This is a genomic window from Polaromonas eurypsychrophila (assembly GCF_014641715.1).
Lineage (GTDB): Bacteria > Pseudomonadota > Gammaproteobacteria > Burkholderiales > Burkholderiaceae_C > Polaromonas > Polaromonas eurypsychrophila.
This window is the reverse complement of sequence record NZ_BMIG01000023.1, coordinates 14,683-29,861: the sequence shown is the minus strand read 5'-3', so window position 1 is coordinate 29,861 and position 15,179 is coordinate 14,683. Positions and strand designations below refer to the sequence as shown.

Here is a 15,179-nt window from a genome sequence, read left to right as displayed (position 1 = left end):
CTGACAGTGTTGCACTTGGGGTTTGAGACCGCCCTTACTTTCTCTTGGCGAAGCAAGAGAAAGTGAGTCGCCCGCCGGGGCGAGACCCGGCTTGTAGGCACACCCCAACAGCACGAGTTATCGACCATGGATCCCGGATCCGGTCCGGGATGACAGGCGCGGGGCGTTCCGGCTTGCGGCCTTGTCCGACAGCTCCGAACACCGCGGGCTGCTAAGTTCGGACCATGTCCCAAGGAGCCACCATGCCCGACAACAAAACTTCTCCAACCCGCGGTGCCAACGGCGAGGCCACCGAGCCGCCAGTTACCCGCAGCGATACCGACAACACCGACAACAGCGCCAGCACGCTGATCGAAGCGCCGGTCAAACCCGGCCGCAAGAATCCTCTGGACCAGCATGAGTTCACCGACGGCGGCGGCGGTGGTGGTGCCGAGGCCTTCCGCCGCAAACCCGAATGAAACTGGCCACCTTCAACGTCAACGGCATCAAGACGCGCCTGCCGCAATTGCTGGACTGGCTGGCGAAGGAAGGGCCTGATGTTGTCTGCCTGCAGGAGCTGAAAGCGCTGGACGGCGTGTTTCCGCAGGCAGCGTTGAAGGAGGCCGGTTACAGCGCGCTGTGGAAGGGCCAGCGCGCCTGGAACGGCGTGGCCATTCTTGCAAAAGGCGAAGAGCCGCCACTGAAGATTCGCCGAGAACTTCCGGGCGACCCAAGTGACGATCAGAGCCGCTACCTCGAAGCGGCGGTGGACGGCCTCGTGGTCGCCTGCCTCTATCTGCCCAACGGCAACCCGCGGCCGGGCCCGAAGTTCGATTACAAACTGGCCTGGTTCCAGCGCCTGCAGGCGCACGCGCTGGGCCTGTACGCTTCAGGCCACCCAGTGGTGCTGGCCGGCGACTTCAATGTGATCCCGACAGACCTTGACGTTTACAAGCCCGCCTCCTGGAAACGCGACGCGCTGATGCAGCCCGAAACCCGCGAAGCTTATTCAGACCTGCTGGGCCAGGGCTGGATCGACTGCCTGCGCAAGCTGCATCCGGAACAGCGCATCTACACCTTCTGGGACTATTTCCGCCAGCACTGGCAGCGCAACGCCGGCTTGCGTATCGACCACATCCTGCTCAATGCCGAACTCGCGCCAAGACTGAGTAAGGCGGGCGTGGACAGTTGGGTGCGCGGTCAGGAACACGCGAGCGACCATGCGCCAGTGTGGGTGGAACTTGGCAAAGCGAAGGTTGCGGCGAAACCGCGATCAAAGGCTGTCGCCAAAAAGGCTAAGCCCTGACTTCCATTTGCTATTGATTCAGTAGCTGCCTGCGCGCATCCGATAAGGGCTAGCGTGCCTTTTTTATTGCAAGCGCAGCCTGCTGCACCAGCTCAGGCCCCTGGTAGATCAGCCCTGTGTAAAGCTGCACCACGTCAGCGCCGGCCTGGATTTTGGAAACAGCATCCGCACCACTCATGATGCCGCCTACACCAATGATGGGAAAGTTTTTGCCGAGTGCCGCCCGCAACTGGGCGATCACGCGGTTGCTGGCCGCCAGCACCGGTGCGCCGCTCAGGCCGCCGGCTTCTTCGGCATGCGGCATGCCTTTGACAGCGTCGCGGCTCAGCGTGGTGTTGGTAGCGGCCACGCCGTCCATCGCATGGCGTTTGAGTGTGGCGGCAATGACCTCGACCTGCGCTTCGTCCAGATCGGGCGCGATTTTTACAAAGATTGGTACACGTTTGCCCTGCTGCTTTGCCAGCGTTTCCCGGCGCTCGGCAATCCGGCCCAGCAGCGCGTCGAGTGCCTCGTCGCTTTGCAACGCACGCAGGTTTTTGGTGTTGGGGCTTGAGATATTGACTGTCACATAGTCTGCATGCGGGTAGACGCCGTCCAGGCAGATCAGGTAGTCGTCCACAGCGTTCTCTATCGGCGTGGCGGCGTTTTTGCCGATGTTCAGGCCCAGCAGCAGTGGACTGACGCCTTTGCGCTGTCGAAAGCTGGATTTCTGCACATTGGCGATGAAGGCGTCCAGTCCATCGTTGTTGAAGCCCAGGCGGTTGATCAGCGCATGGGCTTGCGTCAGGCGGAACATGCGCGGCTTCGGGTTGCCCGGCTGGGCTTTCGGCGTGACGGTGCCGACCTCGATAAAGCCGAAGCCCAAACCGGCCAAACCGTCGATGCAACGCGCGTTTTTGTCCAGCCCGGCGGCCAGGCCGACGCGGTTCGGAAACTTCAGGCCAGCCAGCTCAACTGGGTCACTGACGCGGCTGGCGCACCAGGCCAGCGCCAGCGGCGTGTGCTGGGTGTGCGCCAGCCCGGCCATGGTCAACTCGTGGGCGGTTTCCGGGTCCAGGCCAAATAAAACCGGGCGGGCGAGGGCATAAGGGAGCTTCTGGAGCAGGGACATTGGATAATTTGGGTTGTGCGACAGCCCCATTGTCGCAAACCCATCCACCCCCAACGCTGCGAGCCCACATGACCCAGGACGAACTCAAAACACAGGTGGGCCAGGCGGCCCTGCATTACGTCGAGCCCGGCAGCATCGTCGGTGTCGGCACCGGCTCCACCGTCAACAAGTTCATCGACGCGCTGGCCACCATCAAACACACGATCAGGGGCGCGGTGTCGAGTTCGGTGGCTTCCACCGAACGCCTGAAGGCGCTGGGCATCCCCGTGTTTGACGCTTCGGAGGTCGACGAACTCGCGGTCTACATCGACGGTGCCGATGAAATCGATCACGCTGGTCACATGATCAAGGGTGGCGGCGCGGCGCTGACGCGCGAAAAAATTGTGGCAGCGCAATCGCGCAAGTTTGTGTGTATCGCCGACGAGTCCAAGCTGGTCCGGGTGCTGGGACAGTTTCCGGTGCCGGTCGAAGTCATCCCGATGGCGGCGCAGCGCATCATCCGCGAGTTTGCGGCCATGGGCGGCAGCGCCAAAGTACGCATGAAAGACGGGCGGCCGCTGGTCACCGACAACGGCCAGCACATCCTCGACGTGACCGGGCTCAAGATCAGTGACCCGCTGGCCTTTGAAACCCGCGTGAACCAGTGGCCGGGCATCGTGACGGTGGGTGTGTTTGCCTTGCAAAAAGCCGGCGTTTGCCTGCTGGGCACCGAAGCCGGCGTCAAGACCCTGGTGTTCTAAGTTTTGTTTGGGTCTGAATGTTGTAGAGTCATATGACAAATTCCGATCTGCCCATGACCCAGCGTTTCCAGTCCATCACTCCCGGCGTCCATCTGTCCGAACAGGTGGCAGAGGCCTTGTCTGCGGAGATCCGCGCGGGCAGGCCGGCTGCTGGTGAAAAGTTGCCGACCGAGGCGGCGCTGGTTGAGCAGTTTGCGGTCAGCCGGACCGTGGTGCGCGAGGCGGTATCGCGACTCAAATCGCTGGGGGTGGTTGAGTCGCGTCAGGGCAGCGGGGTGTTTGTCCGGCAGTCGGCATTTGCGCCGCTGAACTTCGACACGCGTTCGGCCGCGTCCATGCAGGCCGTGGTCCAGATGGTCGAGGTGCGGCGCGCGCTGGAGGCGGAGGTTGCCGCGCTCGCGGCACAGCGCAGAAGCGCGGATCAGCTCAAGGACATTCGCCTGGCCATGGCGGCACTCGATGCCGCCGTGCGGGCTGGCGGCGACGGCGCCGAGGAAGACGTCAACTACCACCGGGCGATTGCTGGCGCGGCGCAAAACCCCTTTCTGATCAGCACGCTGGACTACCTGCGGCAGTTCCTGCGCGGCGTCACCCGTGTCACGCGTGCCAACGAGGCGCGCCGTGCCGACTTCGTGCGCCAGGTGCGTGACGAACATGAGGCGATCACCCGTGCCATCGAAGCTGGCGATGCGCTGCAGGCGCGCCAGGCCGCCACGCGGCACATGGACAACGCGATTGAGCGTATCCGTCAGGCCGACCCCGGATTCTGGGAGCAGGAAGGTGTCCAGCTCGCAAGCGCGCTGGTAACGGGCGCAGTGCGTCCCTGAGTCCGGCCGGAGCGGGGCGATAGTTCCAAATCAGCAGCTTTTACCTTGCTTATAATTTGTATGATGACCATATAAATCAGGAGAAATGATGAACCTTGTTGCAGGTGTGATCGGCCTCGGTGCCATGGGCGGCGGCATGGCCGCTTCGCTAAGGCGTGCCGGCTACCCGGTGCAGGTGTTTGATGTGCGCGGTGAGATGGCCGCTGCCTTTGCGCAGGATGGCGGCACGGCTTGCGCTTCGCCGGCCGAGCTGGGCGCTGCCTGCGACGTGGTGGTCTCGGTTGTGATTAACGCGGCCCAGACCGAGACCGTGTTGTTCGGCCCCGGCGGCTGTGCGGCAGCCATGAGGCCTGGCAGCGTCTTCGTGATGTGTTCCACGGTCGATCCCAATGGGTCGATGGCGCTGGAAAAACGCCTGAACGACCTGGGCCTGCTTTACATCGACGCGCCGATCTCTGGCGGAGCGGCCAAAGCCGCGAGCGGTGAGATGACGATGATGACCTCGGGCGCGCCGGCAGCGTACGCGAAAGCCGAAGCCGTGCTGCATGCCATGGCCGCCAAGGTCTACAAACTTGGTGATGCGGCCGGCGCCGGCAGCAAGGTCAAGGTCATAAATCAGTTGCTTGCTGGCGTGCACATTGCCGCCGCTGCCGAAGCGATGGCGCTGGGCCTGCGTGAAGGGGTAGACCCGGCCGCGCTGTATGAGGTGATCACGCACAGCGCCGGCAACAGCTGGATGTTTGAAAACCGCATGGCCCATGTGCTGGCGGGCGACTACACGCCGCTGTCGGCGGTGGATATTTTCGTCAAAGACCTCGGCATCGTGCTCGACATGGCGCGCGCCAGCAAGTTTCCACTGCCGCTGTCCTCGACCGCGCACCAGATGTTCATGCAAGCCTCGACGGCAGGTTTTGCGAAAGAAGACGACAGTGCGGTGATCAAGATTTTCCCCGGCATTGAATTACCAAAGACGCCATGAGAAAGATCGAGCGCCGCGCCGGGCCGCCCCAAGCAAGCTCAGCCCCCCCGGGGGGCAGCGCAGTACGCGAAGCGACAAGCGTGGGGGCCCTATGTTTGGGATGTATTGCCGATGACTTCACCGGGGCCACGGACCTCGCCAACAACCTGGTGCGCGCTGGCATGCGTGTGGTGCAGACCCTCGGCGTACCCTCCGGACCGCTGGGCGCCGACGTTGACGCAGTGGTGGTGGCGCTCAAGTCGCGAACCGTCCCGCCAGCGGAGGCGGTGAGCGAATCGCTGGCCGCATTGGCTTGGCTGCAAGCGCAGGGCGCGCGGCAGATTTATTTCAAATACTGTTCGACCTTTGACAGCACCGTCACCGGTAACATCGGGCCGGTGACCGAAGCGTTGATGGACGCGTTGCAGACCGGTTTCACGATTGCCACCCCGGCTTTTCCCGATAACCAGCGCACCGTGTTCAAGGGCCATCTGTTTGTCGGCGATGTGCTGCTCAACGAGTGCGGCATGCAGAACCACCCGCTGACGCCGATGCAGGACGCGAACCTGATGCGGGTGTTGCAGTCGCAGACCCAGCGGCGTGTTGGCCTGATTGACCACCGTGTGGTGGCACGCGGCGAGGCGGCGGTGCGCGAGCGCATGGCGCAATTGCAGGCCGAGGGGGTCGGTGTGGCGATTGTTGATGCCGTATCCAACGAGGATCTGCTGCGCCTGGGCCCGGCGCTCAAGGGCATGGTGCTGGTGACGGCTGGCTCCGGAGTGGCGATTGGCTTGCCGGCCAACTTCGGTATCACGCCTTCTGACCAGGCCAGCCGACTTCCAGCCGCCAGCGGCTTGCGGGCTGTGGTGTCGGGCAGTTGCTCACTGGCGACCAACCGGCAGGTGCAGGATTTCATCAGGCAGGGCCATCCGGCAATGGCGATCAATCCCTTGCGCATGGCCTCGGGCGCCGATGTGGCTGCCGAGGTGCTGGTCTGGGCCCAGCCTTTGCTGGTGAGCGGCCCGGTGCTGGTTTATTCCACGGCCGACAGCGGTGCGGTCAAGGCCGTGCAGGCGCGTATGGGGGTGGACGAGGCCGGCGCTCTGGTCGAGCGCACTCTGGCGGCGGTGGCGCGCGGTCTGGTGCAGTTGGGCGTGCAGCAACTGGTGGTCGCCGGCGGTGAAACCTCGGGCGCCTGCGTGCAGGCGCTGGGCATCACGCAAATTCAGATCGGCCCGCAAATCGATCCCGGTGTGCCCTGGTGTTATTCCGGACCTGCACCGCTTGCCCCCCAGGGCCTGCACCTGGCCTTGAAGTCCGGCAACTTTGGCAGCGACGATTTTTTCACCAAAGCCTTTACGATGCTGGCATGACTTACAGCCCCCACTTTTGCCGCGCTGCGGCTTCACTGCCCCCCGAGGGGACGCATGCCTCCCTTGGGGCGGCCCGGCGGTCGGCATGAACGAAAACACGGCACGCGAAGAAATCTGCCGCATCGGCCAAAGCCTGTTCGAGCGCGGCTATGTGCATGCGACTGCCGGCAACATCAGTGTGCGTCTGGATGCCTCCGAAGGCGGCGGGTTCCTGATCACGCCGACCGATGCCTGCCTGGGTTTTCTCGACCCGGCGCGGCTGGCCCGCCTGAACGCCGACGGGAAGCAACTGGGGGGTGACCCCGCGAGCAAAACCATTGCGCTGCACCAGGGCATCTATGCCGCTGCCACGCCGTTTGACCCGGTCACGCGCTGCGTGATCCACACCCACAGCACGCACTGTGTGGCGCTGAGTCTGCGCGAAACGACTGGAGAATTTCTGCCACCGGTGACCCCTTATTTTGTGATGAAAGTCGGCCATGTGCCGCTGATTTCCTATCACCGCCCCGGCGACCCTGCCGCCGCCGCCCTGGTTGGCGAGACCATCACGCGTTACGGCCAGCGCGGCACGCCGATTCGGGCGGTGATGCTGGCACGACTCGGCCCCAATGTCTGGCACGACAGCCCGGCCGCAGCCATGGCGGTGCTGGAAGAACTGGAGGAAACCGCGCGGCTGGTCTGTCTCGTCAGCGTGGCGCCCCAGCCCCTGAACGCCGCGCAGATCGACGAGCTGCGCACCACCTTTGGTGCGCGCTGGTGAGTTATATGTGAGTCAAATTCGCCTCTAGCCCATGTCAATATTAGTTTTGTTGCTATTTATTCAGTAGCATTTTTCCAGGCCATCCAGAGAACACGCATGCCGAAATTTGCCGCCAACCTGTCCATGATGTACACAGAATTGCCCTTTCTGGACCGTTTTGAAGCGGCCGCGGAAGATGGTTTCCAGGCCGTGGAGTTTCTTTTTCCCTATGCCTTCGCGCCCCATGAACTGGCCGCCCGGCTGAAGGGCAACGGCTTGCAACAGGCACTGTTCAATGCACCGCCCGGTGGGATCGACACCGCCTCCATGCTGCATGCCATCGACAAGGCGGGCGACAAGGGCACGGCGGCCGTACCGGGGCGTGAGGGCGAATTCCGCGCGGGGGTGTTGCTGGCGCTGGACTATGCCGAGGCCCTCGATTGCCCGCGCATTCACCTGATGGCCGGCCAGATTCCGTCTGGGCGCGAGCGGGAAGAATTGCAGCAGGGTTACGTCGCCAACCTGCGCTGGGCCGCGCTGGAGGCGGCAAAAAACGGTCGCGACGTGCTGATCGAACCGATCAACACGCGCGACGTGCCGTGTTTCTTTTTGAACCGGCAGGACCATGCGCACGAGATTTTGGCCGAGGTCGGCGCCGCCAACCTCAAGGTGCAGATGGACCTGTACCACTGCCAGATTGTCGAGGGCGATGTGGCGATGAAGATCCGCAAATACCTGCCGACAGGCGCGGTCGGCCACTTCCAGATTGCCGGTGTACCCGAACGCCAAGAGCCGGATATCGGGGAGCTCAACTATCCCTATCTGTTTGCGGTGATCGACGAAGTGGCGCAGGCCAGCGGCTGGGACGGCTGGATCGGATGCGAGTACCGGCCTCGACGAGGCGCAGAAGCCGGTGGAACCTCGGCGGGCCTGGGCTGGCTGCCGCGCTGAACTTGCGGGCCGCCTTAGAAGCGGATTCCTGCCGGGTTGTCAGGTGTTGGCGGCGGCGTGACAGGTGTCGCGGCGGGTGCGGGCGCTGCGGCACCGACACGGGCTGCTGCGGGAGCCGGCGAAGCGCTGACCGTGACCAGCGGCGTGGCCGCCGCCTGGCGGTAGCTGGCCGGCAAGACCGAGGCCTTGGGGTAACCAGCGGCGTCCAGGAACTGGGTCCACTCGGCATCGGAAAACCCCTTGAGCTGCTGGCTGCCAATCGTCATGAAGGGCAGCACACTTTCACCGCTCAAACGCTGCAGCGCTTGTGTATCGTCGTTGGTGGTGACGGTTTTTTCGGTGAACGGAACACCGCGTGTTGTCAACATGGAGCGGGCCGACCCGCAGGGGCCGCAGTTGTCGCCGGTGAACAAGGTGACCGGGTATTGGCCAGCGACCTTGCGCAGTTCAAAAGGCAGTGAGCTGATGGCAGCCCCTCGTGTGCTGTTGTCGGTCGCCGCCGCAGTCACCCTGGCGTTGGCCGAGGGTGGTGGCGGCTTGTCGGAAAAAGTCACCTTGCCGTCCGGGCCGACGATGCGAAACACCTGTTGGGCTGAGGCTGCGGAAGCACTCAGGCCGGCAGCCAGCGCCAGCAGCGCGTGAACGGCGGTCAATTTCATAGCGGTCGATGTCATGCGGTGCTCCAAAGTCGGTGTCAAGCCATTCCCTGGTGACGCAGCAGCGCGTCAATCGAAGGTTCGCGGCCCCGGAAGGCTTTGAACGATTCCATGGCCGGCCGGCTGCCGCCAGCTTCAAGAATGGCTCGCCGGTATTTTCTGCCAGTTTCTACAGTAACGGTGCCAGACACCGCTTCGGCATCGGTGTTTCTACCTGTCGTTGTGGCGCTTTGTGCACTTTCCTCGAAAGCCGCATAGGCGTCTGCCGAGAGGACTTCCGCCCATTTGTAGCTGTAATAGCCGGCGGCATAACCGCCAGAAAAAATGTGACTGAATGTATGCGCGGTGCGGCTGTAGGGCGGCGGCGTGATGACGGCGAACTCGTCGCGCACGCCGGCCAGCAGGGTCATCACATCGTTGCCCGGTCGCCACTGTGTGTGCAGCAGCATGTCGAACAGCGAAAACTCGATCTGTCGCAGGGTCTGCATGCCGCTCTGGAAGTTTTTCGCGGCCAGCATCTTGTCGAACAGCGCGCGCGGCAGCGGCTCGCCAGTGTCGACATGGGCCGTCATGTGTTTGAGCACATCCCATTCCCAGCAGAAGTTCTCCATGAACTGGCTGGGCAGCTCGACCGCATCCCACTCAACGCCGCTGATGCCTGAGACATCGCGCTCGTTGACCTGGGTCAGCATGTGGTGCAGGCCGTGGCCGAATTCGTGGAACAGCGTGGTCACATCGTCATGCGTCAGCAGCGCGGGCTTGCCGCCCACGCCTTCGGCAAAGTTGCACACCAAATGTGCCACTGGCGTCTGCAGCGTGCCGGTGTCGGGGCGCAACCAGCGTGCGCGCACGTCGTCCATCCAGGCGCCGCCCCGTTTGCCAGTGCGGGCCGGCTGGTCGAGGTAGAACTGGCCGACAAGTTGCCCGTCGCGTTCGATCCGGTAAAACTCGACGCCGGGCTTCCAGATCGGGGCCCGGTCAGCGCGTATTGCCACTTCAAACAGGGTCTCGACAATCTTGAACAGGCCGGCCAGCACCTTGGGCGCGGTGAAATACTGCTTGACTTCCTGCTCGCTGAAGGAATACCGCGCTTCCTTGAGTTTTTCACCGATCCAGGCAAAGTCCCAGGGCTTGGGGTCGGTCAGGCCGAGTTGTTCTGACGCGAACGCGCGCAGGTCGGCCACGTCCTTGATGCCATAAGGTTTTGCGCGCTGGCCAAGGTCGTGCAGGAAGCTGATGACCTGCTCCGGCGAGTCGGCCATCTTGGCAACCACGGAGACTTCGCCGAAATTCCGATAACCGAGCAATTGCGCTTCTTCCAGCCGCAGTGCCAGGATTTCCTGCATCACGGCGCTGTTGTCGAAGTGGCTGAATTCGGTGGGCGACTGGTCACTGGCGCGGGTGCTGTAAGCCCTGTACAGGGTTTCGCGCAAGGCGCTGCTGTCGGCAAACTGCATGACCGGCAGGTAGCTCGGCATCTTCAGCGTGAGTTTGTAGCCGTCCTTGCCCTCGGCTTTGGCCTGCGCGCGTGCCGCCTGGACCACATCGGGCGGAACGCCGGCCAGCTCGTCTTCTCTGGCGTAATAGGCGAAGGCATCGGTGGCGTCGAGCGCGTTTTCGCTGAACTTCTGGCTCAGTTCGGCCTGGCGCTCCTGGATGACGGCAAAACGCGCCTTGGCCGCGCCGACCAGTTCGGCGCCCGACAGCACAAAATTGCGCATGGCGTTTTTATGGGCCTGGCGCTGCTCGGTATTCAGGCTGGCGACGTCAATCGCCTTGTACTTGGCGTACAGGCGTTCGTCGGCACCCAGGCGGGTCCAGAACTCGGTGATCTTGGGCAGGGCGTCGTTGTAGGCGGCCCGCAATTCGGGGGTGTCAGCCACGCCGTTGAGGTGGCTGACCGCGCCCCAGGCGCGGCTGAGGTTTTCGGTGGCGATGTCGAGCACGCCGGCGATATCGGTCCAGCGCGCCGGAAATGCCGGTGCCGTAACCTGCGCCAGCGCAGTTTCGGCTTGCGCCAGCAGCACATCGACGGCTGGACCTACATGGTCGGGCTGGATGCGGTCAAACAGGGGAAGATCGGAGTAGTCGAGCAGCGGGTTGGGTGTGGTCATGGCAATCAGCTATGGGCGATGGCGCCCGATCTAAAGGGACAAACTCGGACAAACACGCAAAATCATCGCGCCGCCCCCGGCCGGCCGGGGCGCTCAGTCCTGCGAGCGCTTTTTCAGGCTTTGTAGCCGGGGTTTCTTGGCGCGTTTGACGCTACCGCCCGGCGTCAAGCGCTGGTTGCCCAGCACACGCAGGGTCTTGACCTCGGGGCGCTGGCCGTAACGGCTGCTGTTTTTGAGCACTTTGACATCACGCGGACCTGGCATGCGGTCTTCGTTGACCTTTTTTTCCTTGGGCGGCATGGGTCGCCAGAGCACCAGCAGCTTGCCGATGTGCTGGATCGGCGCGGCGTTGAGTTCGTCGCTGACGCTCTGGAAAATCGCTTCGCGGCCGGCGCGGTCGTCGGATTGCACACGCACCTTGATCAGGCCGTGCGCCTTGAGCGCAGCGTCGATTTCCTTCTTGACAGCTTCGGTCACGCCGTCGGCGCCGACCATCACGACGGCGTCCAGGTGATGCGCTTCGGCGCGGTGGTCTTTGCGCTGGGCAGGGGTAAGTAGTATTTGAGCCATGCCCCGATTATCGGTGAGAGGACAATAGAGGCATGAAAGTAAAAACCCAAAGCAAAAAAGTCAATAGGGCGTGGATCAACGACCACGTCAACGACACCTATGTGAAGCTGGCCAAAAAAGAGGGTTATCGGGCGCGGGCGGCCTACAAGCTCAAGGAAATCGACGACACGCTGGGGCTGATCAAACCGGGCTACTGCGTGGTGGACCTGGGCAGCGTGCCCGGTGCCTGGAGCCAGTACGCACGCCGCAAACTATCGCCTTCGGGCGCGGCCGTTGGTGCGCTGAACGGCCGCATTGTGGCGCTGGACATCCTGCCGATGGACCCGGTCGAAGGTGTGGTTTTCATCCAGGGCGACTTTCGCGAACCCGAGGTGCTGCAGCAACTGGAGCAGACCCTGAGCGCCGATAGCGGTTTTACCAAGGTCGATGTGGTGATTTCTGACATGGCGCCCAACCTGTCGGGTATCGAGACCGCCGATGCGGCCCGCATTGCGCACCTGGTCGAGCTGGCGGTGGACTTCTCCGTCAGCCACCTCAAACCCGACGGTGCGCTGGTCGTCAAGCTGTTTCATGGCGGCGCCTACAGCCCGCTGGTCAAGCTGTTCAAGGAGACTTTCAAGGTGGTCAAGCCGGTCAAGCCCAAGGCCTCACGTTCCAATTCATCCGAAACTTTTCTGGTCGGCATGGGTCTGAAAAACAGCCGCCAAACTGCGGTGGAGCCGGGGTAAACCCCAAAAATTTCCGCAAACCCGCTTCAGACCTAGGGATGTCCGGTGAGGGACATTCGATTTTTCCCCTTGAAACGCCTAAAATCAGGCGCATGTGCCTTGAGTTCCTCTATCGGAGACATCCTTGAACAATCAGTGGTTTTCCAAAATTGCAATCTGGCTGGTGATCGCCATGGTGCTGTTCACCGTTTTCAAGCAATTTGATACACGCGGTGGCGCCGGTACGAATTACCTGGGGTATTCCGAGTTCCTTGACGAGGTCAAGGGCAAACGCATCAAGACCGCAACCATCGCGGAAGGTCAGGGCGGCACGGAGATTACTGCTGTCACCACCGATGACCGCAGGATACGCACCACCGCCACCTACCTGGATCGCGGCTTGGTCGGCGACCTGATTGCCAACGATGTCAAATTCGACGTCAAACCCCGCGAAGAAGGCTCACTCCTGATGACCCTGCTGGTCAGCTGGGGCCCGATGCTGCTGCTGATCGGCGTCTGGATTTATTTCATGCGGCAAATGCAGGGCGGCGGCAAGGGCGGGGCCTTCAGCTTCGGCAAGTCCAAGGCGCGGCTGCTCGACGAATCCACCAATCCCGTGACCTTTGCCGATGTCGCCGGTTGCGACGAGGCCAAGGAAGAGGTCAAGGAAGTTGTCGATTTCCTGCGCGACCCGCAAAAATTCCAGAAGCTGGGCGGACGCATTCCGCGCGGCTTGCTGCTGGTGGGCCCTCCGGGCACCGGCAAGACCCTGCTGGCCAAAAGCATTGCTGGCGAAGCCAAGGTGCCGTTTTTCTCGATCTCCGGTTCCGACTTCGTTGAGATGTTTGTCGGTGTGGGCGCCTCCCGTGTGCGCGACATGTTCGACAATGCCAAGAAAAACGCGCCCTGCATCATCTTCATCGACGAGATCGACGCTGTCGGCCGCCAGCGTGGCGCTGGCCTGGGCGGTGGCAATGACGAGCGTGAACAAACCTTGAACCAGATGCTGGTCGAGATGGACGGCTTTGAGACCAATGTTGGCGTGATCGTGGTGGCTGCCACCAACCGCCCCGACATCCTGGACGCCGCCTTGCTGCGCCCCGGCCGTTTCGACCGCCAGGTGTATGTCACCCTGCCCGATATTCGTGGCCGCGAGCAGATTCTCAATGTGCACATGCGCAAGGTCCCACTCGGCCAGGACGTGAGCCCCAGCGTGATCGCCCGCGGCACGCCCGGCATGTCCGGTGCCGATCTTGCCAACCTGTGCAACGAAGCCGCGCTGATGGCTGCGCGCCGCAGTGCCCGCACCGTCGAGATGCAGGACTTCGAGAAAGCCAAGGACAAAATCCTGATGGGTCCCGAGCGCAAGAGCATGGTCATGCCTGAGGAAGAGCGTCGCAACACGGCTTACCACGAGTCCGGCCACGCGCTGCTTGGCAAGATGCTGCCCAAGTGTGACCCGGTGCACAAGGTCACCATCATCCCGCGTGGCCGCGCGCTCGGTGTGACCATGAGCCTGCCGGCACAGGACCGCTACAGCTATGACCGCGAGTACATGCTGAGCCAGATCAGCATGCTGTTCGGTGGCCGCATTGCCGAAGAAGTCTTCATGAACCAGATGACGACCGGCGCCAGCAACGATTTTGAACGCGCCACCGCCCTGGCAAGAGACATGGTCACCCGTTACGGCATGACCGAGGCCCTCGGCCCCATGGTCTATGCCGAAAACGAAGGTGAAGTGTTCCTGGGCCGTTCAGTCACCAAGACCAACAACATGAGCGAAGCCACGTTGCAAAAAGTGGACGGCGAGGTCCGCCGCATCATTGACCAGCAATACACGGTGGCACGCACGCTGATCGAAGACAACCAGGAAAAAATTCACGCCATGGCCAAGGCTCTGCTTGAATGGGAAACCATTGACGGCGAGCAGCTCGACGACATCATTGCCGGCAAGGAGCCGCGCCCGCCCAAGGACTGGACGCCACGCAATCCGTCGGTCGGCGGTGGCAGCGGCCCGAGCGGCGGCACACCGGCGGTGAACACCGATCCGGCACCCACCGTGGCCTGAGAGCTGGCGCAAACATGACAACCGGGGCACGTCCCCGGTTATTTTTTGGCCCCCACGCTTGTCGCTTCGCGAGCCTGCGGCAGTTCGCTGCCCCTTTCACAGGAAAATGGGGCGCATTTCGCCTTGGGGCGGCCCGGCGGCGAAACCTTTGCCGACGCGCGGGGCCTTAGGAGTATTACGTGATCTGGCAAACCTCGCGCTTTCAAATCAGTCTTGAGCGGCCCCGCGTCATGGGTATCGTCAACGTCACGCCGGATTCGTTCTCGGACGGTGGCAATTACTTTTCCGCAGCCGGCAACCAGCGGACCGCGCTGGCTCATTGTGAGCAGTTGGTCTGCGACGGCGCCGACATGCTGGACATCGGCGGCGAATCGACCCGACCCGGTGCTCCCCCGGTGCCGCTGGACGAGGAACTCGCGCGTGTCCTGCCGGTGGTGCGCCATGCTGTGACCCTGGGTGTGCCGGTGTCGGTGGACAGCTACAAACCCGAAGTCATGGCCGCCGTGCTGGACCTGGGCGCCGACATCATCAACGACATCTGGGCCTTGCGGCAGCCCGGCGCGGCTGCCGTCGTGGCGGCGCACCCGAGTTGCGGCGTCTGTCTGATGCACATGCACCGCGAGCCGCAAACCATGCAGGCCGCGCCCATGGAGGGCGATGTCCTGCCGCAAGTCCTTTCCTTCCTGGAACAAGCCGCCAAAGAACTGCTGGCGCGGGGTGTGAACGCCCGCCGTATCGTGCTGGACCCCGGTATAGGCTTTGGCAAATCCGTGGCGCAAAACTTTTCGCTGCTGGCCCGTCAGCAGGAACTGCTGGCCGCTGGCTACCCGGTGCTGGCCGGATGGTCGCGCAAGTCCTCGCTGGCGGCTGTCAGCAGCAACTCGCTGGCCAGCGTGGCCAAGCTCGACATTGCCGACCGCATGGTGCCCAGCGTCACGGCTGCCGTGCTGGCGGTCGAGCGTGGCGCCCGTGTGGTGCGCGTACACGATGTGCGCGAGACGGTGCAGGCCCTCAAAGTCTGGGCTGCTCTGATGGCGTGACCGCCTACAGGCGGCGCGGGATCGGCCCCGTAAAATCCGG

The 15,179-nt window shown here is 63.0% G+C and carries 15 protein-coding genes; 11 read left to right on the top strand and 4 right to left on the bottom strand.

The genetic code is table 11. From position 1 onward, the window contains the following. The first annotated feature begins 242 nt into the window (after positions 1-242). Together IEX16_RS19640 and xth are read left to right on the top strand one after the other, a co-directional pair. Positions 243-458, top strand: coding sequence for a hypothetical protein (locus IEX16_RS19640; RefSeq protein WP_188710257.1), 216 nt, complete (start codon positions 243-245; stop codon positions 456-458). Continuing rightward, on the top strand, positions 455-1,285 hold the full coding sequence (xth, locus tag IEX16_RS19635; RefSeq protein WP_188710256.1) for an exodeoxyribonuclease III: 831 nt from the start codon (positions 455-457) through the stop codon (positions 1,283-1,285). The genes IEX16_RS19640 and xth overlap by 4 nt, the downstream gene beginning before the upstream one ends. A gap of 49 nt (positions 1,286-1,334) precedes the next feature. Here xth and IEX16_RS19630 read toward each other — a convergent pair whose 3' ends face one another. After that, positions 1,335-2,396, bottom strand: coding sequence for a quinone-dependent dihydroorotate dehydrogenase (locus tag IEX16_RS19630; protein WP_188710255.1), 1,062 nt, complete (start codon positions 2,394-2,396; stop codon positions 1,335-1,337). Between the two features lie 68 nt (positions 2,397-2,464). Here IEX16_RS19630 and rpiA point away from each other — a divergent pair, with 68 nt between their 5' ends. The 6 genes from rpiA (at position 2,465) to otnI (ending at position 7,984) form a co-directional block, all read left to right on the top strand. Beyond that, complete coding sequence (gene rpiA / locus IEX16_RS19625; RefSeq protein ID WP_188710254.1) at positions 2,465-3,136, top strand: ribose-5-phosphate isomerase RpiA; 672 nt, start codon at positions 2,465-2,467, stop codon at positions 3,134-3,136. Positions 3,137-3,189: 53 nt separating this feature from the next. After that, positions 3,190-3,963: a FadR/GntR family transcriptional regulator gene (locus IEX16_RS19620; RefSeq protein WP_188710258.1), complete on the top strand. Its 774-nt coding sequence runs from the start codon at positions 3,190-3,192 to the stop codon at positions 3,961-3,963. An 88-nt stretch (positions 3,964-4,051) separates the two neighbouring features. Further along, complete coding sequence (gene ltnD / locus IEX16_RS19615) at positions 4,052-4,942, top strand: L-threonate dehydrogenase (RefSeq protein ID WP_229676463.1); 891 nt, start codon at positions 4,052-4,054, stop codon at positions 4,940-4,942. An 80-nt stretch (positions 4,943-5,022) separates the two neighbouring features. Then, the gene (gene otnK, locus IEX16_RS19610; protein ID WP_188710252.1) at positions 5,023-6,294 is read left to right on the top strand and encodes a 3-oxo-tetronate kinase; all 1,272 of its coding nucleotides are present in this window, start codon (positions 5,023-5,025) and stop codon (positions 6,292-6,294) included. A gap of 85 nt (positions 6,295-6,379) precedes the next feature. Then, positions 6,380-7,054 carry a class II aldolase/adducin family protein gene (locus IEX16_RS19605; protein WP_188710251.1) on the top strand — a complete coding sequence of 225 codons (675 nt, stop codon included), beginning with the start codon at positions 6,380-6,382 and terminating at the stop codon, positions 7,052-7,054. A gap of 96 nt (positions 7,055-7,150) precedes the next feature. After that, positions 7,151-7,984, top strand: a complete 834-nt coding sequence (gene otnI, locus IEX16_RS19600) for a 2-oxo-tetronate isomerase (protein WP_188710250.1) — start codon at positions 7,151-7,153, stop codon at positions 7,982-7,984. A gap of 14 nt (positions 7,985-7,998) precedes the next feature. Here otnI and IEX16_RS19595 read toward each other — a convergent pair whose 3' ends face one another. The 3 genes from IEX16_RS19595 to IEX16_RS19585 all read right to left on the bottom strand — a co-directional run bounded on the left by IEX16_RS19595 (position 7,999) and on the right by IEX16_RS19585 (position 11,324). Next, on the bottom strand, positions 7,999-8,658 hold the full coding sequence (locus tag IEX16_RS19595) for a DUF4124 domain-containing protein (protein ID WP_188710249.1): 660 nt from the start codon (positions 8,656-8,658) through the stop codon (positions 7,999-8,001). Between the two features lie 20 nt (positions 8,659-8,678). After that, on the bottom strand, positions 8,679-10,754 hold the full coding sequence (locus IEX16_RS19590; protein WP_188710248.1) for a M3 family metallopeptidase: 2,076 nt from the start codon (positions 10,752-10,754) through the stop codon (positions 8,679-8,681). A 93-nt stretch (positions 10,755-10,847) separates the two neighbouring features. Next, positions 10,848-11,324, bottom strand: coding sequence for a YhbY family RNA-binding protein (locus tag IEX16_RS19585; protein ID WP_188710247.1), 477 nt, complete (start codon positions 11,322-11,324; stop codon positions 10,848-10,850). A gap of 32 nt (positions 11,325-11,356) precedes the next feature. Here IEX16_RS19585 and IEX16_RS19580 point away from each other — a divergent pair, with 32 nt between their 5' ends. From IEX16_RS19580 to folP, 3 genes are all read left to right on the top strand, one after another. Further along, complete coding sequence (locus tag IEX16_RS19580; RefSeq protein ID WP_188710246.1) at positions 11,357-12,052, top strand: RlmE family RNA methyltransferase; 696 nt, start codon at positions 11,357-11,359, stop codon at positions 12,050-12,052. Between the two features lie 124 nt (positions 12,053-12,176). Continuing rightward, complete coding sequence (gene ftsH, locus IEX16_RS19575) at positions 12,177-14,099, top strand: ATP-dependent zinc metalloprotease FtsH (RefSeq protein WP_188710245.1); 1,923 nt, start codon at positions 12,177-12,179, stop codon at positions 14,097-14,099. Between the two features lie 179 nt (positions 14,100-14,278). Beyond that, positions 14,279-15,139, top strand: a complete 861-nt coding sequence (folP, locus tag IEX16_RS19570) for a dihydropteroate synthase (RefSeq protein ID WP_188710244.1) — start codon at positions 14,279-14,281, stop codon at positions 15,137-15,139. Positions 15,140-15,179: the final 40 nt, after the last annotated feature.

Coding starts and splice junctions, on each gene's coding strand:
- xth (WP_188710256.1), top strand. CDS start 455: ATGAAACTGGCCACCTTCAACGTCAACGGCATCAAGACGCGCCTGCCG.
- IEX16_RS19640 (WP_188710257.1), top strand. CDS start 243: ATGCCCGACAACAAAACTTCTCCAACCCGCGGTGCCAACGGCGAGGCC.
- rpiA (WP_188710254.1), top strand. CDS start 2,465: ATGACCCAGGACGAACTCAAAACACAGGTGGGCCAGGCGGCCCTGCAT.
- IEX16_RS19630 (WP_188710255.1), bottom strand. CDS start 2,396: ATGTCCCTGCTCCAGAAGCTCCCTTATGCCCTCGCCCGCCCGGTTTTA.
- IEX16_RS19605 (WP_188710251.1), top strand. CDS start 6,380: ATGAACGAAAACACGGCACGCGAAGAAATCTGCCGCATCGGCCAAAGC.
- IEX16_RS19580 (WP_188710246.1), top strand. CDS start 11,357: ATGAAAGTAAAAACCCAAAGCAAAAAAGTCAATAGGGCGTGGATCAAC.
- IEX16_RS19595 (WP_188710249.1), bottom strand. CDS start 8,658: ATGACATCGACCGCTATGAAATTGACCGCCGTTCACGCGCTGCTGGCG.
- IEX16_RS19585 (WP_188710247.1), bottom strand. CDS start 11,324: ATGGCTCAAATACTACTTACCCCTGCCCAGCGCAAAGACCACCGCGCC.
- IEX16_RS19620 (WP_188710258.1), top strand. CDS start 3,190: ATGACCCAGCGTTTCCAGTCCATCACTCCCGGCGTCCATCTGTCCGAA.
- otnI (WP_188710250.1), top strand. CDS start 7,151: ATGCCGAAATTTGCCGCCAACCTGTCCATGATGTACACAGAATTGCCC.
- IEX16_RS19590 (WP_188710248.1), bottom strand. CDS start 10,754: ATGACCACACCCAACCCGCTGCTCGACTACTCCGATCTTCCCCTGTTT.
- ltnD (WP_229676463.1), top strand. CDS start 4,052: ATGAACCTTGTTGCAGGTGTGATCGGCCTCGGTGCCATGGGCGGCGGC.